19 protein-coding genes are annotated in these 21,709 nt (G+C 42.4%); 12 read left to right on the top strand and 7 right to left on the bottom strand.

The genetic code is table 11. The features are described 5' to 3' along the window. Window positions 1-18: 18 nt before the first annotated feature. Window positions 19-429: a hypothetical protein gene (locus tag H7F25_RS16955; protein WP_025093748.1), complete on the bottom strand. Its 411-nt coding sequence runs from the start codon at window positions 427-429 to the stop codon at window positions 19-21. 12 nt (window positions 430-441) lie between these two features. Next, on the bottom strand, window positions 442-1,926 hold the full coding sequence (locus H7F25_RS16950; RefSeq protein ID WP_135031550.1) for a lipase family protein: 1,485 nt from the start codon (window positions 1,924-1,926) through the stop codon (window positions 442-444). Window positions 1,927-2,053: 127 nt separating this feature from the next. Here H7F25_RS16950 and H7F25_RS16945 point away from each other — a divergent pair, with 127 nt between their 5' ends. From H7F25_RS16945 to H7F25_RS16920, 6 genes are all read left to right on the top strand, one after another. Then, on the top strand, window positions 2,054-2,554 hold the full coding sequence (locus H7F25_RS16945; protein ID WP_135031548.1) for a DUF1433 domain-containing protein: 501 nt from the start codon (window positions 2,054-2,056) through the stop codon (window positions 2,552-2,554). Window positions 2,555-2,644: 90 nt separating this feature from the next. Further along, window positions 2,645-3,580 (top strand): nucleoside hydrolase, encoded by a 936-nt coding sequence (locus tag H7F25_RS16940; RefSeq protein ID WP_185853974.1) that lies wholly within the window; start codon window positions 2,645-2,647, stop codon window positions 3,578-3,580. 93 nt (window positions 3,581-3,673) lie between these two features. After that, window positions 3,674-4,531 carry a MurR/RpiR family transcriptional regulator gene (locus tag H7F25_RS16935; protein ID WP_024423955.1) on the top strand — a complete coding sequence of 286 codons (858 nt, stop codon included), beginning with the start codon at window positions 3,674-3,676 and terminating at the stop codon, window positions 4,529-4,531. A gap of 185 nt (window positions 4,532-4,716) precedes the next feature. After that, complete coding sequence (gene gntK, locus H7F25_RS16930) at window positions 4,717-6,261, top strand: gluconokinase (RefSeq protein ID WP_056765317.1); 1,545 nt, start codon at window positions 4,717-4,719, stop codon at window positions 6,259-6,261. A 24-nt stretch (window positions 6,262-6,285) separates the two neighbouring features. After that, on the top strand, window positions 6,286-7,614 hold the full coding sequence (locus tag H7F25_RS16925; RefSeq protein WP_024423953.1) for a GntP family permease: 1,329 nt from the start codon (window positions 6,286-6,288) through the stop codon (window positions 7,612-7,614). Window positions 7,615-7,724: 110 nt separating this feature from the next. Next, window positions 7,725-8,813, top strand: coding sequence for a DNA alkylation repair protein (locus H7F25_RS16920; RefSeq protein ID WP_375850692.1), 1,089 nt, complete (start codon window positions 7,725-7,727; stop codon window positions 8,811-8,813). A 31-nt stretch (window positions 8,814-8,844) separates the two neighbouring features. Here the strand turns inward: H7F25_RS16920 and H7F25_RS16915 are convergent, their stop codons facing one another. Continuing rightward, on the bottom strand, window positions 8,845-10,182 hold the full coding sequence (locus tag H7F25_RS16915; RefSeq protein WP_044334970.1) for an amino acid permease: 1,338 nt from the start codon (window positions 10,180-10,182) through the stop codon (window positions 8,845-8,847). A 315-nt stretch (window positions 10,183-10,497) separates the two neighbouring features. On the opposite strand from H7F25_RS16915, the gene H7F25_RS16910 reads away from it, so the two are divergent. Then, window positions 10,498-12,012, top strand: a complete 1,515-nt coding sequence (locus H7F25_RS16910) for a methyl-accepting chemotaxis protein (protein WP_185853973.1) — start codon at window positions 10,498-10,500, stop codon at window positions 12,010-12,012. 39 nt (window positions 12,013-12,051) lie between these two features. Here H7F25_RS16910 and H7F25_RS16905 read toward each other — a convergent pair whose 3' ends face one another. Both H7F25_RS16905 and H7F25_RS16900 read right to left on the bottom strand, forming a co-directional pair. Next, window positions 12,052-13,035: a Gfo/Idh/MocA family protein gene (locus H7F25_RS16905; RefSeq protein ID WP_024423949.1), complete on the bottom strand. Its 984-nt coding sequence runs from the start codon at window positions 13,033-13,035 to the stop codon at window positions 12,052-12,054. A 128-nt stretch (window positions 13,036-13,163) separates the two neighbouring features. Continuing rightward, window positions 13,164-13,523 carry a MerR family transcriptional regulator gene (locus H7F25_RS16900; RefSeq protein WP_024423948.1) on the bottom strand — a complete coding sequence of 120 codons (360 nt, stop codon included), beginning with the start codon at window positions 13,521-13,523 and terminating at the stop codon, window positions 13,164-13,166. Window positions 13,524-13,824: 301 nt separating this feature from the next. Here H7F25_RS16900 and yidA point away from each other — a divergent pair, with 301 nt between their 5' ends. Then, the gene (yidA, locus tag H7F25_RS16895; RefSeq protein WP_185853972.1) at window positions 13,825-14,637 is read left to right on the top strand and encodes a sugar-phosphatase; all 813 of its coding nucleotides are present in this window, start codon (window positions 13,825-13,827) and stop codon (window positions 14,635-14,637) included. Window positions 14,638-14,674: 37 nt separating this feature from the next. Here yidA and H7F25_RS16890 read toward each other — a convergent pair whose 3' ends face one another. Continuing rightward, complete coding sequence (locus H7F25_RS16890) at window positions 14,675-15,682, bottom strand: helix-turn-helix transcriptional regulator (protein WP_185853971.1); 1,008 nt, start codon at window positions 15,680-15,682, stop codon at window positions 14,675-14,677. 129 nt (window positions 15,683-15,811) lie between these two features. On the opposite strand from H7F25_RS16890, the gene H7F25_RS16885 reads away from it, so the two are divergent. Next, entirely contained in the window at window positions 15,812-16,519 is a 708-nt protein-coding gene (locus tag H7F25_RS16885) for a class I SAM-dependent methyltransferase (protein WP_185853970.1), read from the top strand. After that, window positions 16,516-17,613, top strand: a complete 1,098-nt coding sequence (locus tag H7F25_RS16880; protein WP_185853969.1) for a saccharopine dehydrogenase family protein — start codon at window positions 16,516-16,518, stop codon at window positions 17,611-17,613. Before H7F25_RS16885 ends, H7F25_RS16880 begins: the two co-directional genes overlap by 4 nt. Before the next feature lie 152 nt (window positions 17,614-17,765). On the opposite strand, the gene H7F25_RS16875 is transcribed toward H7F25_RS16880, so the two are convergent. Continuing rightward, window positions 17,766-19,589: an acyltransferase family protein gene (locus H7F25_RS16875; protein WP_185853968.1), complete on the bottom strand. Its 1,824-nt coding sequence runs from the start codon at window positions 19,587-19,589 to the stop codon at window positions 17,766-17,768. Window positions 19,590-19,814: 225 nt separating this feature from the next. Between H7F25_RS16875 and H7F25_RS16870 the strand changes: the two genes are divergently transcribed. Next, window positions 19,815-20,690, top strand: a complete 876-nt coding sequence (locus H7F25_RS16870; RefSeq protein ID WP_185853967.1) for an aldose 1-epimerase family protein — start codon at window positions 19,815-19,817, stop codon at window positions 20,688-20,690. 60 nt (window positions 20,691-20,750) lie between these two features. Further along, on the top strand, window positions 20,751-21,695 hold the full coding sequence (locus H7F25_RS16865) for a DNA-binding transcriptional repressor DeoR (RefSeq protein WP_024427553.1): 945 nt from the start codon (window positions 20,751-20,753) through the stop codon (window positions 21,693-21,695). The last annotated feature ends 14 nt before the right edge of the window (window positions 21,696-21,709 follow it).

The following is a 21,709-nucleotide window of genomic DNA, read 5'->3' as shown; positions in this document are numbered from 1 at the left end:
ATCGGATGGAAGGTTCATCTAAATGCCAATCGAGTTGATGGCAGATTGAACATCTTCTTTCAGTTCGTAAAATTTGAGTCTTTGTTCAATTTTTTCTATTAAGGCGTCTATGGCTTCACCTGACATGTGCGTATGGATGCGCTGTTGCTGTTTATACACTTTGACCAGAAGGTCGTCAATTAGATCTAAAATTTTTTCCGCTTCTTGGCGGTCTTCTGCAAATTCATTTTGAAGCTGATGCCGGATAGCTCTGATAAGTGCTGTTTTCTGTTCTTCTTTGATCTTTGCTTTCAAAGCTGCCAGCTCTGCTGGTGTCATGTCTTCCGTGTCAAAGTTTGCTTTTGAGAAGATGGAGCTTGATGTATGCGTATCTGTCATTCTTTGCAAAAAACGATCTGCATCTGTTGGTTGTTTCTTTGAAAATTCCATTTGTCGTTCTCCTTAAGAAATACCCATGTTCTTCGCCAGGGCTGTATCTGCATCGTGGTATTGTTTTCCTAGCTCGCTCATATCATCTGATATTGAGTCCAGCCATCTTTTTAAATTCATAGCGTTATCAATCGCTGTATCATACTTTTTGACCGAATAGAACTCATTCTCAAGACCCTCTGTTTTTAAGTGGCGAATCACAGTATCCACATCTGAAGCCGTCAGCTGATCATATGAACCAAAGCCAACAATTTGTTTATACCTTGAGCGTACCCGTTCCACAGATTGATCGACTTTGTCATCGAGTTTCTCGATTTTGCGAATGATTTGCTGCATATGGTGATCGGCATATGTCGAGAATTTACGCCCTGTGTTCATGAGAACGTGGGATTTAATTAAAATCGCCACCACACTATGAGGATCAACATTTGATTGGCTCAACTGATGTAACATGGCCGTGGTAAGTGAAGGGTTTTTTCTCAACATATCATCAATGGTTTGAACGGAGCCGTCTGCCGAAAAGGTATAACGATCTAAGCCATGGCTGCCAGCGATTGCTTCAAGGAATAAATTCGCATCCAGTGAAGGATTCACACTCATTGCCCGATTGAGGAGGTCTTTCATGAATTGGACGGCTTTTGAGGAGTCCTCGGAGTAATCGACACCTTCGGGGAGAGCGGCATCATACATCACTTTCACTCGGCCGATTTCTGTCGTATGGCGATTTAAAAGAGAAAGCCCGTCATTGAGATTGATATATTCTGTTAATCTGCTGCGGTAATCGCCTTTTAATGCTTTAGCTTGTAGACCATCTGATAGATTTGGATAAATATTTGGATTCTCAAATGTGACCCCGCCTTGAATAAAGTCGTTTTTGACAAGAACATAGGAAGCATTTGACCCGCCGAGTGAATGACCTGTCACATACATTTTGGCATTCGGCATTTTCTTATGTATTTCTTTCGCATATCGATCCGCTTGAACCATTTGATTCTCTGCACCATGCTCAAATGGAATATTTTTAATCAGATACTTTGTATCCGAAACCACCCAATCTTGAACAATTTCATTTGTATAGGCGGTTGTGCCTGTTGTCAGCTTAGTCGTCACTTCCTGTGAACCCTTCGATCTACTAAAAGGAGGCAGCTTCGTCAAAATGGTAGAAAGAAGATCATCTGACTCTTTTTTTCCATGTTTTTTAATGGTATCTTTATATTGGCCTGCACCAATCGGTTCAGAACCACGGTATGCGATGACGGCGTTTTTGATTTTGGTGAGGTCTTTGCCTTTGTTTGAAATACGATAATCTTCTCTCGAGACAAGGGTTAGTGCATTTAGACCTTTTTTTGTTTCTTTATAGTCAACGACATACATATTTCTACCATTACTAATTTCAATCTCTTTAAAATCCTTAAAGTTTTTTATAGCATAGGATTTCGATGATATTTCCTTATAGTCTTCGTCAGTAAGCTTAAATATATCTGACTTATTGGTCAATATTAACACTCCTGTTATATTTATCTTTAACAATTATATTATAGAGTGGTATAAATAGCTATTGTAAATACATTGCTTGTTATACAAAAAAACTGTGTTATATCATTAAAAGGTGGATGTTGTATAAATGAAAAATACAATTAAAATCATATGTGTTCTAGTTCTCGTCATAGCCATCTCAGTGATTTTACTTATTTTACAATTTGATAAGAAAAGAGAATCAAACGATGCGGGAGGAAGAAATATAGTGGAAGAAAGAGAAAAAAGCGACCAAGAAAAAGCAGAAGAGCTTGCAGAGGAGATGAAACCTAAGATTGAAGAGCATTTACATAAAAGAGACATTCATCACTTTATTAAAACCATAACGTTTGAAAAAGATGTGACCATCAACCCTATGGGAGATATTATCATAGATGGGTATGTAAATAATGAACCGGAAAAGTACGGATTTTCAGCTTCTTTACAATATAGAGCTAAAAAAATAGGTTCAATGAGTTATGATCCGGATTTATCAGACCGCTTTGAGAATTGGGATGACTTTGATCCTCAAGTAAAAGAAGATTTTCTAAATAGTCTTTCAGAAAAAGAACGGGAACAGTATCTGAAAGACATTGGAGAAAAAGAGTAATAAGATCAACCTGCTAATATTCCCCAAATAGTTGAAACAGGCATATGCAATCATTCACCTAACAACACTTTTAAGGGGGAGATTTCACCCATGGCAAATACAAAGAAATTGATCTTAGATGTAGATACTGGAATAGATGATGCGATTGGGATTTTGCTGGCAGTGAAAAGTAAGCAGTTTGATATTTTGGGGATTACGACGGTATGCGGGAATGTGTCTGTCGATGCGGCTACATTGAATACGTGTAAAGTGCTTGAGCTGGTTGAGGCAGATAACATTCTTGTCATCAAAGGTTCAGCAACTCCTCTTTTAAGAGCGCCTCACTATGAACATCGGGTACACGGAGAGGATGGAATTGGCGGGGCTTTAAAGGATGCCCGGCCAAAGAAAACAGCAGATGCTGGTTTTGCGCCTGATTTTATCATTGAACAAGTGCTGCAGTATTCGAATCAGGTCACGCTTGTGTTGACAGGGCCTTTAACGAATTTAGCCCTTGCGGTAAAAAAATGCCCTGAGCTGATTCATCATGTGAAAGAGGTCATTTTTATGGGTGGTGTCGTGAAGGGGCAGGGGAACGTCTCACCAGTTGCGGAATTCAATACATATGCAGACCCAGAAGCAGCGAAATTGGTGCTGGATGCTGGGTTCCCTTCGTTGACTCAAGTGGGGTTAGATGTCACGAGACAGGTCTTGTTAACGGATGAGAGAATCGATGCCATTCAAAATGAAACGTTGGCAGCTTATATCAGAGAGAGTACAAGCATTTACCGCCAGCGCTATTTTGAGCGCAATGGTGTGTGGGCGTGTGCTATGCATGATCCGCTTGCTGTCAGTCTTGCCATTGACAAGAAGCTTGTAAGCACACAGGCTTTTCATGTAGAAGTGGAGACGAAGAGTGAGTTTTGTGACGGTCAAATGATCTGTGATTTTCCGCATCAGTGGGAGAAAGAGCGTAATGTCCAAGTGTGTACAGATGTAGATGCTGAAGCTTTTTTCGATTTATTGATCAAAACGATGAATTCATAAAAAAAGAAGTCTGTGCAAACAGGCTTCTTTTTTATAAGATGGGAACATGAGGAAATGTATGCGCTCACATGAATAAGGAAGGAGTGAAGTCAATTGGCTTCTGTCAGTTTAAGTAGTATTGAAAAAATACGAGCAGCAAGCAGAGGATTACCGCCAAAGTTGAAAGGAATTGCAGAACATATTACGAGTGAACCTGGCGACATTATTCATTTATCAATTGTCGAGCTTGCTAAAAAGACAGCGAGCTCAGAGGCAACGATTTTTCGTCTTTGTAAAAGGCTTGGATTTGAGGGCTTTCAAGATTTGAAGATTGCAATTGCCCAGGAAATAGATCAAACAAAGCCTGATTATGTAGATGAAGAAATGAGTCTTGATGATGATACGGCCGTTTTTATGCAAAAGGTTTTTCAAGCGAATATATCTGCATTAAAGGATAGCTTTCAATTACTAAATCCAGAGGATGTAGAAAAAGCCATTCAAATCATTCATGAAGCAAAGCGCTTAGAGTTTTATGGGAGTGGCGGGTCCGGCCTCATTGCAACAGACGCTTTTCATAAATTTATGAGGACAGGTATCAACTGTATTGTTCACACCGATTCCCATTTTCAAGCGATGTCTGCCGGTCTTCTCGACCAGCACAGTACAGTGATTGGTATATCTCATTCTGGCCGTAATAAAGATTTACTCGATGCAATGAAAACAGCAAAGGAAAAAGGAGCGAAAACCATCGGTATTACAAGTTATCAGCGCTCTCCATTGAGCCAGCTTGCCGATGTCACATTGTATACTTCGACACAAGAAACGGCTTTTCGAACAGAAGCGATGTCTGCAAGACTTGCTCAGCTCACTGTCATTGACGTACTATACTTTGCACTTGCTCACTTAAGACAGCAGGAAACTTTAACAAATTTAAAACAAATGAGAGAAACCATTTCACAAAAAAGGGTGTAATGGTTTCAAAAATAAATTTTTCTATTAGTGAAAAATGCCGTTGTGGTAACGATTTTGAGCTTTTAAGTGAAAATAATTTTCTTTTTAGTCGTTGAATGTCGAAAAAATTATTCCTATAATGGGATTTAACAGGTATATCAAAACAATAAAATATGATTTCAAATCAATGATTGGGCGTGATACAGATGAAGGGAAACCAGGCGGTAATTGGTTTGGATATTGGAACAACAAGTACAAAGGCGGTTCTGTTTGGACCACAGGGGAAAGTGATAGCAAAGCATTCGGTTCCTTATGATCTCATTCAGCCCCAGCCAGCATGGGTTGAACAGGACCCTGAACATATATTAGAAGCCGTCATTGCAAGTGTAAGAGGTGCGTTGACGAAAGCTGCATTTGATGCAAAACATCTCATAGGCGTCGGGATTAGTACAGCGATGCATTCCTTGATTGTGATGGATAAGCATGGCAAGGCGTTAACGAACAGTATCATTTGGGCAGATAACAGAAGTGCAGAACAAGCGAAGCGAATCACTTCAGACATGGACGGCTTCCAAGTGTATAAAAGAACCGGTACACCGATCCATCCAATGTCACCGCTTTCAAAAATACGGTGGATCAAGGAAATGGCACCTGATGTCTTCAAGAAGGCAGCGAAATTCATTTCCATCAAAGAATATATTCTTTATCATTTCTTCGGTCAGTATGTCGTCGATTATTCAATCGCTTCAGCAACGGGACTGTTCCGTTTGGAAACGCTTCAATGGGATGAGCAGGCGCTGCGTATTGCTGGAATTGAGGCTGATCAATTGTCTGAACTTGTTCCCACGACGTATCAGCTGAGAGGGCTTCAGCCAGAGATCGCCCTGCGAATGGGCATTGCGGAAGATACACCATTTGTTGTTGGTGCGAATGATGGGGTTCTAGCGAACTTAGGTGTGGGAGCGATTGGAAAAGGTGAGGTGGCTGTCACGATTGGGACAAGCGGTGCAGTCCGTACGGTCGTGGACAAACCAATAACAGATGAACAGTCAAGAACGTTCTGCTATGCGTTGACTGATAAGCATTGGGTGGTTGGAGGACCGACGAATAATGGCGGGATCATGCTGAGATGGCTGAAGGATGAATTTGGATCCTCGGAGGTAGAGGTAGCAAAGCGTCTTGGAGTGGACCCTTACGACCTGATGATTGATATTGCGAAAAAAGTTCCAGCCGGCTCAGAGGGACTGCTGTTTCTGCCATTTTTAACAGGTGAGCGTGCACCTTATTGGAATCCAAATGCGAGAGGCACTTTCTTTGGGATCGGTCTTCAGCATAAGCGGGAGCATTTTATAAGAGCTGTGTTAGAAGGCGTCATTATGAGTGTGTTCTCAATCGGTGTTGCCTTAAGGGATTTAACCGGTTCAGCAAAGGATGTCAGGGCGTCGGGCGGATTTGCGCGATCTCCGTTGTGGCGGCAAATTTTAGCGGATACGATGGGCAGGGAAGTACTTGTCCCAGAAAGCTACGAAGCATCAGCACTTGGGGCGGCTGTGCTCGCACTTCATAGTTTAGGTTATATGGAAGAGATAGAAGAGGTTCAAGATTGGATTCGAATCTCTGCCCGTCATGAACCAAATATGGAGAACAATGAAACATACATAGAACTGTTTTACTTATATGAGCGTCTCTATGACAAACTCAAGGATGAATTTGATGTCATTAGTGCGCTTCAATTAAAACAAAATCATTAAACATCAGGGAAAAGGTGGGAGAGCATGCTTTTATTCATCGTGATTGCCGCAATTGTCCTTTTACTCATCCTCATAACAGTTGCTAAGTTGAATCCGTTTGTGAGTTTAATTATTACCTCTATGTTAGTCGGCTTTGCCACAGGGATGGACCTGCAGGAAATCATTCAATCCATCAAAACGGGGTTAGGCAATACGTTATCATTGCTGGCCATAGTTCTAGCGCTTGGAACCATGCTTGGGAAAATGATGGCTGAATCAGGTGGAGCTGAGCGGATCGCTCACACATTAATCGGCCGGTTTGGGACAAAAAATGTGCATTGGGCGATGATGTTTGTTGCCTTTATTGTAGGAATACCTGTCTTTTTCCAGGTCGGATTCGTTCTTCTCATTCCTTTATTGTTTACGATTGCGATTGAAACGGGCATCTCGCTCGTGACAATTGGGATTTCGCTCATTGCTGGCTTGTCTGTCGTTCACGGTCTTGTGCCGCCTCATCCAGCTGCTATGGCAGCTGTCGGCATCTATCATGCCAACGTGGGGAAAACCATTTTCTTTTCCATTATTGTCGGTTTGCCGACAGCTATTATTGCTGGGCCGCTGTATGGAAAGTGGATTGGAAAGCGGATTCATAAACCAGTTCCAGAGCTGCTGAGAAAGCAATTTACTGAACGCAATGAAGATCGAAAACTTCCCGGCTTTGCAAATACGATGTTTACGATTTTGGTGCCAGTGATTCTAATGCTTCTTGCCACACTGGCGGATATTATTTTACCAGAGGACAATATTTGGTATCAGGTATTTAAGTACATTGGAGATCCAATTACAGCACTGCTGATTGCAACGGTGTATTCTTTCTTCAGTCTTGGCTTTGTGCAAGGGATGAGCCGTGACCGGGTGCTTTCCTTTAGTAATGAGTGCTTAGGACCGATTGCTTCTATTCTGCTTGTCATTGGAGCAGGCGGGGCTTTCAATAATGTGCTCATCGATTCGGGTGTTGGTGATTATATTGCAGATTTAGCCAAACACTCGCCGATCTCGCCAATTTTGCTTAGCTGGCTGATTGCTGCGGTTATTCGTGTGGCAACAGGATCTGCTACGGTCTCCATGATGACCGCAGCTGGTATTGTCGCACCGATTGCTGCATCTATGCCGGATGTGAGCAGAGAGCTTCTAGTGTTAGCTACAGGGGCGGGTTCATTGATTTTGTCTCACGTCAATGACTCTGGTTTTTGGCTGATCAAAGAGTATTTTGGTATGACCATTAAAGAAACGTTTTTGACATGGACGGCTATGGAGACGATCATTTCTGTTAGTGCCATTGCATTTATTATGATCATTAATATGTTTATTTAGTGAAACGCAACAGCCTGATTCTTCGGAATTGGGCTGTTTTTGCTTTTGGCAATACCACCTCTTTCAGATTGGGGTAAAATAAAGATATTGAGAAGCGGGAGGCGGACACGATCGAACCATTAAAACACGTTTATCATGAATTATTTATTGAAGAATTAGCGGAGAAACTTGCACAAGCGTCGACTGGGTTTGATGCTGGAGAATTCCAGCGGCTTGTGTTTCAAAAGGATTGGCAGCAGCTTGAGTTAAAAGGCAGAATGAGAAGAGTCACTGAATCGATGCATGCCTGTCTGCCTAAGGATTATGAGCAGGCAATTGAGGTGCTGCGTCAGACAGCCCCTCATTTTTCAGGACTTAGTGCGCTTGTATTTCCAGACTACGTCGAAACATATGGCCTAGCACATTGGGATATCTCGATCAAGGCGCTTGAATTCTTTACGCCTTTTTCCACTTCTGAATTTGCCGTTCGGCCTTTTTTGATACAGGATCAAGACAAAATGCTGGCGCAAATGCTTGTATGGTCACAGAATCAAAATGAGCATATTCGGCGGCTGGCGAGTGAAGGTTGCAGACCACGTTTGCCATGGGGATTAACTGTTCCTGCGCTTAAAAAGGACCCTTCGGTTACGCTGCCTATTTTAGAAAACTTGAAGTCAGACCCAGCGCGCTATGTGCAAAAAAGTGTAGCAAACCACTTAAATGACATTTCAGCGATTCGGCCTGATCTGATGAAGAAGACGGCTAAAAGCTGGTATGAAACGAATGAACATACGAACTGGATCATCAAACATGCATCTCGTACCTTACTAAAAAAAGGCGATCCAGATATCATGGCTTTGTTTGGCTATGGGGATGATCCATCTGTTCAAGTAACAGATTTGAAGGTAGTGCAAGACCCTATTCGTATTGGAGAGAAAATGACCTTTCAATTTACACTTCAGGCTGCTAAGCCACTAAAGCTGCGTGTAGAGTATGCCATAGACTATGTCAAAGCTCGGGGTACCCGCAATCAAAAGGTATTTAAAATCACAGAGTTTGAAACAAGTTCAGCGTTACATAGAGAATTTATCAGGTCTCAGTCCTTTCAAAATATGACGACGAGAAAGCACTATGAGGGAACCCATACTTTAACGATTATCATCAACGGCATTCCAAAAGCGTCGATTGATTTTGAGGTAACAGAAGATAGCAGCTCATAAAAAAACCCGCCATTTCGGCGGGTTTTGGCGTTTAAGCCTTCTTTTTCATTAAGAATGAAGCGATGATGGCAGCGACTAAGAAGCCGATACTGATAATGGAGCTAGGCAGGTTTTCTTGTCTGAATAGGAACAAAACAAAGCTCAAACTGAGTACAAGACCTGCAAATAAAGTTAGATACGGAAACAGCCACACTTTGAAATACGGCTCCTGTGGATATTTTGGACGCAGCTTCAGATGTGCCATACAAATACTGATCCAAATGAGTGAAACAGCAAAACCAGGAATAGCCAGCATGTAGCTGAAAATTTGGTCTGGATATAAGTAAGCAAAAAATGTTCCGATGAGAAGAAATAGAACGGTAACCCATAAACTTAAAATGGGTACGCCTCTTTTGTTGACCCGTGCCAGTTTTTTCGGACCGCCGTCTGATTTAGAAAGAGAATGAATCATTCTCGTCGTTCCATAAATTCCGGAATTCGCGGCAGATAGAACGGCTGTAATTAAGACGAAATTAATGAAGTGAGAGGCACCTTGCATACCAGCAGCAGAAAAGACTTGGACAAAAGGACTGTTATTTGGGTCAATTTGATTCCAAGGAATAAGGCCGCAGATGATCAAAATCGGCAATGTGTAAAATAAGATAATCCGCCACATCATACTTTTGACTACTCCAGGCAGAACCTTCTCCGCATCCTTTGTTTCAGTAATGGTCAGCCCAATCAATTCAGAGCCTCCGTAAGAGAAAATAACCACTAAAAGTGATGCAAAGATCGCACCCCATCCATTCGGGACGAAGTTTTGATAGTTGGTAAGCGCTGGTGTGCTTTGTTCGTTTGGAATGATCCCAAATAATAATGCTGCACCGAGAATAATAAAGACAATAATAACGAAAATCTTCATTCCAGCGAACCAAAACTCAATTTCACCAAAGTATTTTACATTATTTAAGTTAATTCCGATGACTAAGAGTGAGCAAAGTAAACATAGTGACCATAACGGCACGTTCGGCAGCCAGTATTGAAGCAGACTGCCAGCTGCAATAATCTCAATGACACATACAGTGAGCCACATAAAACAGTAAACCCAGCCGACAACAAATGAAAAACGTTGACCAAGCGCAATTTGTATAAGGTCGCGAAGATTATTTCCCGGATACACAATGGCCATTTCGGCTAATGCTGCCATTACAATGAGGAGCAGCAATCCGGCAAATACATAGGAAAAAATGACCCCAGGGCCTGCTAAACCAATTGTATCGGCACTTCCTTTAAAGATTCCTGTACCAATGACCCCGCCCATCGCAATCATGCGAATGTGACGCGGTGATAAAAGCTTTTTTAATTCTTGTTGCTCCTGATTCGCGCTCATGACGTTCTCCTTTTTTAAAAAATGCTTATGTTCCATTTTCTTTTTTCAAGACGTCAGTGTCAATATAAAAAAAGAGATTTTTCAGACAAAAATAGAGGTTGATTCTATCAAAACATATATTTATATCCATAATTACCTTATTTCATCCATATTCTAAAAATGAAACTTCAAATAAATGAACATTTGCCTTATTTATGACATAAACAATTTTCAGTTTTTGTCGATATATCATTTGTATTACTAAAGTCCTAATAAAGAATTGTTTATAACTGTAAAATATTTCAAGAATGTTAGAGTTGAAAGGAGTTATGAAAGATGTTTAAGAGAAAAGCAAATGATTCATCGGCTGGAATCCTTCTGAGTGAAAGCAGCCAATTAATAGAAAGAATCGAAAAAGGAGACCTTTCAGCAAGATTAGATACTGCTGCATTTTCTTCTAGCCAAACAATAGAAGCAGTGGCGCAAATGAATGAAGCTTTGCAAAAGATGCAGGATGCCAATGAAAATATTCAAATGCGGATGGATTTAGTGACAAAAGCCATTCAAGTTGGCTTATGGGATATGGTCGTTATCGCTGGAGACCCGGTCAATCCAAAAAATGAATTCACATGGACGGATGAATTCCGCAGAATGATCGGCTTTCAAAATGAACACGATTTTCCGAATCTATTAGACAGCTGGGCGTCTCGAATTCATCCGGATGAACAAGAATATACTCTAAATGCATTCTCTTCGCATTTATTGGATCATTCAGGGCGTACGCCGTATGATATTGAATATCGCTTAAAGTTAAAAAACGGAGATTATCGCTGGTTCAAAGCAACTGGAACGACTGTTCGCGATCGGAATGGTGTCCCTCTTCGTGTGGCGGGAGCACTTTTTGATATTCATGATCAGAAATTGAAAGAAGAAGAGCTGCAAGCATTTGTCACAAGATATGACTTAATCAACCGTGCGCTTGTCGAAGCTCCTTGGGACATGGTGGTAGAGGCCGGCGATCCAGTCAATCCAAATAACGAATTCTGGTGGTCTCCGCAGTTCAGAACAACTCTTGGCTTTACAGACGAAAAAGATTTCCCGAATGTTCTGAGCAGCTGGAGCGACCGTCTGCATCCTGAGGATCAAGAAATGGCTTTACAAGCCTTTGCAGATCATTTAAATGACCACTCTGGACGCACACCGTTTGATATTGATTACAGATTGCAACGCAAAAATGGTGAGTACCGCTGGTATCATGCAGGTGGTGAAACCATCCGTGATGAAAAAGGTGTGCCTCTTCGTGTGGCAGGAACCATTCGTGACATCACGTTAGAAAAAAACAAAGAGAAAACAGCAGATGAAATGGCTTCACAAGTAGAACAGCTTTCAAGTTCTATTAGTGAGATGGTTTCGGGCATTAGCTCTGTGACAAATCAAGCACAGGAGCTGGCTGTCGCTCAAGAGCAGTCAACGTCTGCCGCACACTTAGCAAAAAATAGTGCAGATGAGACAAAAAATATTTCTGACTTAATCAAAGAAGTGGCAAACCAAACGAACCTGCTTGGTCTAAATGCTGCGATTGAAGCAGCTAGAGCTGGTGAACAAGGCCGCGGATTCTCTGTCGTTGCAGATGAAGTACGAAAGCTGGCGCTGCATAGTGCCAATGCAACGGAAAATATTGAATCTAGTTTAACGGATATGAAAACACAAATTGATGAAATTCTTGAAAATATCTCGAATATGACAGCTCTTACGCAAACTCAGGCTGCTTTAACAGAGCAAGTGAATGCTGCAGTCGATGAAGTGAATCACATGTCTCAGCGTCTTGTGGCGTATTCAAAGAGTATTTAATGAAAAAAACCGCCCTCTCATAGAAGGCGGTTTTTTTCATTAAATTTGATCTGCTGGGAAAACAATACCTGCATCTTTTCTTGCGGCATCAAGAACTTTCATCACGGAGAGACTTTCATCAAGCCATGCATAACACTGTTCATGATTTTTTGTTTCAATGATCTGCTGGAAAGCTTCTGCTTCATAAAACAGCCGATTTGGGTTCGTTTGTGCATTGAGTGAGATGACCCTGTCATCAACATGCAGCAGCACTTCCTCGCAGCCATTCGCCCCATTTTTCACATGAATGAAGCCTTTTTCTCCTTGAATCAATGCAAAGTTCATGCTGCTTGTATCCTTACTGCCGACACTTGTCGCAATAAAATCATTGTAAGTGAACGTCAAAACACCAGATGTGTCAATACCGTTTGGATGGCGGTTTGCCTGATATCGGACTTGCTCTGGTGATCCAAAGAGGTTCATGATGAAATGGACATTATAGATATTAATATCCATCAGCGCTCCCCCAGAGAACTCAGGGTTAAAGACATTTGGCGTTTCGCCGGCTAGCAGCTGATTATATTTGCTTGAATATTGACTATAGTTGCATTGAACCAGTTTGATTTTACCTAATTGATGAAGGTGCTTTTTGATCAAATGATAGTTTGGCATATGAACGGTCGTAATGGCTTCAAATAGGAGAAGCTGCTTTTCCTTTGCGAGAGCGATTAAGGCTTCCAGCTCTTTCACATTAGAGGTGAAAGGCTTTTCGCATATCACATGTTTTCCGTGTTTCAATGCTTTCGTTGCATGCTCGCTATGTAAACGATTCGGTGATGCGATGTAAACGGCTTCTACGTGAGGATCTTCTAGCATAGCAGTTAGATCCGTATAAGTTGTCTGCACCCCAAATTTGTCTGCGAGCTTCTTTGCCGTTGCTTCCTTTCTTGAATAGACAGCGTGACAAGAAGCACCGTCGAGCTGTTCAATCGCTTGCAGGAAGCCTTCCACAATGATACCTGTTCCGATGGTTGCGATGTTCATTCTCAAAACCCCTTCCACTCGTTAAGCTGACTCTAGTATAACCGATGTTTTCATTGAACGTGTACTGAGATACCTGAGCGAAGGTGTGCCAGTGATCAACACCGGCACACCTTTGGCAGCCCTTACAATCAGCTGATATTTGCTAATGTTTGCTTTGTTAACAATTGAATAGCTGCCTTCCTTTTTTTTAACTCTTGAATAGAGTGCTGGATATCTTCGACTTTTTGCTCGAGCAGCTGTTCAGCTTCTGTTTTTGACTTTTTTTCGAAAAGTGATTTGATAATTTCACGAATTTCTTTAAGTGAGAAATCTAGCTTTCTCGCTTCGGTGATAAATGACAGCATGAGTACATATTTTTTATCATATAGACGATAGCCGTTATGCGCTCTTTTGGGCTCTGGGAGCACCCCTTCATTTTCGTAAAAACGAATGGTTTCAATATGTACTCCAGACATTTTTGACAATTTACCTCTCGTAAACGTAATCATTCCCTGCACCTCCTTTCTTTGCTATTCATCATACAATTAGATTTGCTCGTTTCAAAACATTCTATAGTGGTGGACAATTGTTCTGTTTTACTTGTTTCAAATGGGTAATCAGCACGATGAATAGAATGCGTTATAATAGAGTAGACTCTTGTGATATTTGTTACAGATAAGAACAAGTAGACAGCGTGAAGAAAAAACGATAGGCTAAAATAGGTAAATAGTAATGAAATAACCTGTCATCATCGTAATGGTGGCTCAAAATAGTGACAGCACGTTTTTGCTGAGAAAAGGGGACCAGTGAATGTATAAATTAGTCGCAATTGATATGGATGGTACGTTATTAAATGATCAACATATGGTGCCGGATGAAGTGTTTGAAGCCATTCAACAGGCTAAGGCAGAAGGAATTAAAATTGTTTTATGTACAGGCCGGCCAATTGGCGGGGTAAATCGCTATTTAGCTGATCTTCAGCTTGATCAAGAGGGAGATTATGTGATCGCCTATAATGGAGCGCTTGTTCAAAACAGCCATACAAATGAAGTGGTGTCAGAGCTGACATTATCCTATGATGACTTAACTTCGTTATATGAATTGAGCCGTCAGCTGGACACGCCGATGCATTATTTCGATTCAGCCAATTTATACACACCGAATCGCGATATTAGTGAATACACAGTGCTTGAATCCTACTTAACAAAACTGCCGCTGAAATATATGCCTGTTGAAGAGGCAAATTCATCGATGAGACTTCCAAAAATGATGTATATTGATCAGCCAGAACGTTTGGAAAAAACGATACAAGCCATTCCATCTGAAGTGAAGGAAAAGTATATGATGGTAAAAAGTACAGATTTCTTCCTTGAAATCCTGCATCCTGATGTGAGTAAGGGAAATGCCGTGAAGCTTCTAGCGAAGGAGCTGGGAATTCCTCGTGAAGAAGTCATGGCTATTGGGGATAACGGGAACGACGTCTCAATGCTAGAGTTTGCAGGCTGCGGCGTCGCTATGGGAAATGCCATTGATGATGTCAAAGCTGTAGCAGATGTTGTAACAAAATCTAATAATGAAGCCGGAGTAGCACATGTCCTGCATGAGCTGGTTTTAGGAAAATAAAAAGAGAGAGCGGTCTACCAGTGCGGTAGCCGCTTTTTTATATATTGGAGAAAAAGTAAACAAGCATACGTCTGCTGCTTAAATTCGTCTTTTGCAGCATCGCTTTCACATGATCATGAACGGTATGGGGTGAAATATATAACGTACTCGCAATTTCCTTTGTCGACTGGCCCTTTAATAAGCAGTCGAGGACGTTCATCTCTCTTTCTGTCAGCCTGTACGTTTTCGCTGCATAAGGAAGAATATCATTTGTTTGGGCTCGTTTGATGTGAATCATGACAGCCTCCTCCTGCCTGTCAGCCTGCGCCAATCGAAAGGCTTGAAGGGAAAGAAAGGCCCCCGTAGGCATTCTTGTGATGCTTGCTGCTGTTTGATCGGTGCCGCCGTATAAAAGTTTAGCGCCTAATGCTCTGAACGGGCGGGGCATGACGGCTTGGTCATGGATTTGTTCAAAGGCTTGAAATGTACGAAGCCAATGGAGCCCTGTCTCATTTCCATAAAGAAGCTTGTAATGAGTTGAAAGAATGAGAAATCCTTGCTGCTCCGCCGCATCATCATCTTCAATGTCTCTTTTTTTGAAAAGCTCATCTCTCAGCTTGGCTGCAAGTGCCGGTGTTAGATCGATGACTGCTTGTATATCTCGCTTCTGAAAAGATTCCTTGCCCTTTTGACGATAAAGGCTGGCGATACCCCAGCATTCTCCTTGAATCACAAGGGCTGCCCGCAATTCATCAGACCAACCGTTAGGTAACAAAATATGCTGATAGCGCTCGCTGTTCAAATATGCCCCGCTTTGGATGAGACTCGCAGCATGAATAGGGCCTGTGGCTAGAAACTCATGCTGATGCACGTCCCTTTTTAAAAATTCATTTTGAAAGAGCTGGTCATGAATTTCTTCAATCGGTTCATCAGTGTAGGAACCTGTCGAGAGGAGAGTGGCTGGATCGATGGTTGTGATACAGACGGCATCAAAATCAATGACAGCAGCAAGCTCGTCCCGAATGTGCTGCCTTATCTGCTGAAAATGAGTGGCTGGATTGACCACATGATCTCCTCCTCAAAAACCCCCACTTTTAGGGATCGTTTTTTCTGGTGCCTCTTTTTACAATAAAGATGTCATATCGTTAGTGTACAGGAAACGATGGAAAGCGGAAAGGAACTGGAGGAGAATCATATGAAAGGAAACCAGCATTGGCACGACCCTGTTGCTGAATCATACGCAGCAACGATTTCACATAAAGTACCCGGCTATCACCTTTTGCATGAGTTATCAGTAGATGTATTAGAAACTGAAATAAAGGGAGCGGCCTCTCGTATTCTAACTGTCGGAGCGGGTGGGGGCGAAGAGATCATCAACATGCTTCAGAGAAAAGAAGACTGGCTCATCACAGGAGTCGATCCGTCTGCATCTATGCTGGATATGGCGAAACAGCGGGTTTCACAGCTCCATATGGAGGCGCGTGTCACCTGGTATGAGACCACATTAAACAAGGTGTCTGCTAAAGCTGTTTACGATGCCGCAGTGAGCCTGCTCGTGATTCATTTTGTAGAAAATCGGCTGCCATTTTTACAGGAGATTGCCCGAAGGCTTCAACCAGGGGCCCCGTTTGTACTCGCATTTATACAAGGAGAGATGAATTCCAGCGCATTTCAGCAAGAGCTTCATATGCTGTCTCTTTTCATGAAGCGGCAAGGTCTAGGAAAAGAAGTGTTTTCGTCCTTTAATGACAGGGTGGGACGTGCAACATATCCTGTGCCTGAGGAGGAGATGAGAGGACATTTAATTGAGGCGGGGTTTCGAGACATCAGACCTTATTTTCAGGCAGGAATGATCAAAGGGCTTGTTTGCAAACGAGGTCGTAGAGAGGCGGATGAGAGATGAGATCACAGGTGATGGTAATTGGCGGCTATGGACATGTCGGACAGCAAATATGTCTTCAGTTAAGTGAAGTGTATCCAGGGCAAATTGTTTCGGCGGGCAGGAGCTATGAGAAGGCCGAACAATTTTCACAGCAGACAAAAAGAAGAGTCCGTCCTTACAAACTAGATGTTAGTCAGCCATTACATTCTGACTGGATGGATGAAACAAAGCTGGTGATCATGTGTCTCGACCAAGATGACACGTCATTTGCTGAAACCGTTCTGCGGGCAGGCATTGATTATATCGATATTTCTGCAAAGGGGGCGTATATGGAGCAAATGGCACAGCTGGATCAGCAGAAAATCAGTGCAACGGCTTTGCTCAGTGTAGGTCTCGCGCCCGGTCTTACAAATTTATTAGCTGCAAAAACGGCATCTATGCTTTCATCAGTGGATCAAATAGATATTGGGATTATGCTTGGGTTGGGGGATCAGCATGGAAAAGCCGCGATTGAATGGACCATTGATCATGTCCATACTGAATATGAACTCACTGAGCATGATCAGCGGAAAAGAGTGAAAAGCTTTACTGGAGGCAGACAGGTCAACTTTGGTGAACAGCTTGGAAAGCGGTATGCCTATCGATTCCCCTTCTCTGATCAACAGACATTGCCTTCCACACTTCATGTGCCATCTGTGACGACAAGGCTTTGTTTTGATTCACGTCTCGCGACGGGTGCATTGGCCTTCACAAGGAGCCTTGGACTGACGTCGTTTCTTACACTGCCGAAGATGAAGGACAGAGCCATTTCAATGATTCAATCTTCTCAAGCGGGTACAGATCAATATGCAGTCAAAGTGGAAGCGGCAGGGACGGATGGGAAAAAGGTTCATCATGCAGCGCTTGGTATAAAAGGACACGACGAGTCTCAAGCAACAGCTCAAGTCGCCTGTGCTGCGGCCCTGCATTTATTGAACAGGCGGTTTCAGTCAGGAGTTTTTCATATTGAACAATTATTTTCACTAGCATATGAGAACGGGCTTTTTGCTTTGGTGGATCAAAAAACAAAGGAAGAGCAGACATTAGCGATAAGGGCCAGCCTTTTGACGGCATAAAAGCAGCGTGCAGACAAACCCTCGCATTCGGTGTCAGGTCTGCGTGCCGGTGCTCACGAATGTCAAATTCGCTCCGCGCCGGTACTCGCCCTTCCTCGACTGCAAAGGTTTTCTATCACGCTGAAAAAAAGACTAGCAGAATGCTAGTCTTTTTATGATGACGTCGACACATCCCCTTTTTTCTTGATGCTTGCAGTGATGAGCTGTGTCAATGTGTCGGAACCTTTTTTTGAAAGGTGGACACCATCAGACTGAAAATAGGATGGCTGTCCAGTAGCGGCTGAATGCCAATCGACTAAGGTGACATTTTGATCTTGATCAGCCACTCGCTGAATGACCGCATTCACATCATTTTCCCATGACCTTGGAACCCTCGTATTCACTAGGAAAATATGTGCCTTTGAAAAGTTTTGAATGAATGCTTTCAGCGTGTCCTCAGTAAAATAACCATTTGTGCCAAGTTCAATGATAACAGCGGCATCAGATTGATTAAATGATTTGTATTGAGGGGCGATACTGATGGCTTCGTTCATCTGTCTGCCAACCTTCCCATCGATGGTGATCTGTTTATATGCTTTTTCAAGATTCGGCGCAATGTCTAGCATGACAGAATCACCAATGGCAAGAATTTGGTGAAATTGTTTTTGATAAACCGCTTTTTTCTCGTGCTTTTCTTTCTTTTTCTTCGCTTTTGATTCCGATGGTTCGGCTGTTTTTTTCGGTGCTGTCTTAATTTGCGTCACTTCCTTCACATATGGGGAGGAAGTGGACGAGTTAGACATGCCAATGATAAATAAGATCAAAAGAGCTGCGGTGATTCCAAGAAACACCTTATTAGATGTAGACCACTGTTTGATTCCTTTTTTCCAAATAGACCAAGAGGAAAAATATTGTCTGAAGCCATTCTGGCGGATCGGTTGTTCGATGAAGCGATAGGAAGCTTCAGCAACTAGTAAAATGGCGATGAGCTGCATTGTGACACGCGCTATGGAAGGCTGTCCAATTTCAATGACCGGTGTGGTCAGTACGATAATGGGATAATGCCACAGGTAAATACCATAAGACCGCTTACCTAGCCAGACGAGCGGCTGAAAGGACAGCCATTTCCCTATAAGACTTGCAGGGTGGCAGACGCACGCAATTAAGATGGCCGCATTCAGACAGAATAAAAGCATGCCGCCCTGATAGAGAAAGGCATCGAAATCGTCCACTGCATAAACACAAAGAAGGAAAATCGCAAACGAACCGAACCCGGCAATATGTAAAATACGTCTGCCAACAGGAAGTAATTTTTTGCTGGACAGTCTTTGCATAGGCCACACAAATGCTAGGCTACATCCAATCAGGAGCGCAAATGCACGAGTATCTGTTCCATAATAAACCCTGCTTGGATCGGTATCTGGTGAATAAAGTATCGCCATCCATAAGGCAGAGACAAGTGCAAGTCCAAAGGTGATCATAGGCAGATGGGATCTGTTTTTTACCCATTTCAGCCCTGCAATCAACAGTACCGGCCAAATGATATAAAATTGCTCTTCTATCGCCAGAGACCACAAATTTTTCAGTGGAGATAGGGCATTGAAGCTATCAAAATATGAAAGCTGGTGAAAAATGTACCACCAATTACTGACATAAAAAAAGGACGATATGGCATCGCCACGAATGGACAATAATGCGTTTGATCCAGCAATCGCGCACCAGCTGACGGTTATAAAAATCATGATGTAAGCGGCTGGAAGAAGCCTCCTGATCCGTCCCATCCAAAATGGCAAAAGCTCTTGATAGCCTAAATCCTGCTTATGTAACAAGATCGTTGTAATCAAGTAACCAGAAATGACAAAAAATAAATCAACGCCAAGAAACCCGCCGCTTGCGGGTCCGATATGTAAGTGATAAGCAATGACTGCCAATACAGCAACGGCTCTTAGTCCATCTAATCCTAAAATATAACGAAAACGATTTTCCTTGCTGTTCATGAAAATGAATCCCCCATCAATGTCAAACGCTTCTTTTTGTTGTTCATTCAAAAGAGCAACGATTCTTTTATTTTATATAAGATTAGACGAATCAGCATTACATTTTGTTGGCGAATTTCTGTCTTTTTTAAAATTTTTTTAATTGGTGAGTAAGAGATGTCGAATTTGATACTCAAAACCAAAATCCCTGTCATAATAAAAGGAGAAGGAAAGGGGATGTATTGAATGAAAACGATTGAAAATGATCAGTTATTGGTTCAGATTCATGAAAAAGGAGCGGAAGTCAGGGAGGTGCTTGACAAGGAAAGCGGGCGTCACTATATGTGGTCTGGTGATCCAGCTTATTGGGGTAGGGTGTCGCCTGTCTTGTTTCCGATTGTTGGGCGATTAATGAATGATCAATACAAGATTGACGATCAAACCTTTGAGCTCACACAGCATGGGTTTTTACGTGATGTCAATTTTGATTTATATGAAGAAACGAAGCATACGGTGACCTTTCAATATGAATCAAGAGGCCGGCACGTGAAGCAATACCCGTATGAATTTACAGCGCGAATTCGTTATGAACTATTGGAAAATGGACTGGAGATTTCCTGGGAAATTGATCATGACGGAGAGGATACGATGTATTTCTCCATTGGAGGACACCCAGCATTTCGTATTCCGCTTGTTGAAGGCGAGCAAACATCAGATTATTCACTCACATTGACACCTTCCACTGAACATCTCCCTGTGCAATATGAACTGCGGAATTCACTTATCAGGGAGAAAGAAAAAGGCATTCAGCTTGAGCCGATCCAGCTTCGCCCAGAGCTTTTTCAGCATGATGCGATGATCTTTAGCCATATCAATCGAGTGTCATTGACTTCAGGGGCAGGTCACGGAGTTGAGGTCGATCTCACTGGCTTTCCTTTCGTTGGCATTTGGTCGCCTTATGATCAAGAAAAAGGAACGATGGCTCCTTTTGTTTGTATTGAGCCGTGGTATGGCATCGCCGATAGGGAAGGGACGAATGGACAGTATAAAGAGAAGTTTGGCATTCAAACATTAGAAAAGAATGAGACCTTTCATGCCGCTTATACAATTTTCTTTAAATGAACATTTGTGCATGATGAGGTGAACAATTTGTTATGATAGAAGAAAAAAGGGGGCGTATGAATGGATCGAGAGAAACAACAGCTGAGTATTGAAGCGGCAAGGCTTTACTATTTGTCTGATTACAGCCAGCAGGAAATTGCCAAGCAGCTCGACCTGTCGAGACCGACCGTATCTCGGCTGCTTCAATATGCGAAAGAGAAGGGATACGTCCAGATTACGGTGATGGATCCGTTTGAGGATTTAAACGAGCTTTCTTCACTGCTCAAGGAAAAATATGACCTGCTCGAAGCTCATGTGGTGTTTTCGCCAAAGGACGACTATCCAACCATCACCGATTATTTGAGCCGATTTGGTGCAGATTACTTGCAAGAAACGGTGAAAGACGGCGATATCGTTGGCGTGAGCTGGGGAACGACTATGTATCAAATTGCACAAAAGATGCAACCTAAACAGGTAAAAGGTGTAGAGGTTGTCCAACTCAAGGGCGGAATCAGCCATTCTCATGTGAATACATATTCGGCGGAAACCATCCAGCTGTTTGCTGAGGCCTTTCAAACAGCACCGCGCTATTTGCCGCTTCCTGTTGTATTTGATAGTGCTGCCGTCAAGGAGATGGTTGAGCAGGACAGACATATTCAGCGAATTATTGAAATGGGCAAGCAGGCGAATATCGCTGTGTTTACTGTTGGAACGGTTAGAGATGAAGCACTTTTGTTTAGACTAGGTTATTTCCGTGAAGAAGAAAAAGCGCTCCTCAAGGAATCCAGTGTTGGAGACATTTGCTCGCGTTTTTATGATCAAGATGGACGCATTTGCAGTGAAGCCATTAACAATCGCACAATTGGCGTAGAGCTAGATGATTTAAGGACAAAAGAACGATCCATTCTTGTCGCTGGCGGTCATCGAAAGGTGGCTTCTATACACGGTGCACTAAGAGGGAAATATGCCAATGTATTGATCATCGATCAGCACACAGCGAGGGCTCTTTTAAATGTCACAAAATAGATGAACAAAATTTC

The organism is Bacillus sp. PAMC28571 (genome assembly GCF_014250435.1).
GTDB lineage: Bacteria > Bacillota > Bacilli > Bacillales > Bacillaceae > Bacillus > Bacillus safensis.
Note: the sequence above shows the minus strand (reverse complement) of the source record. Positions and strands in the feature narration are given on the sequence as shown.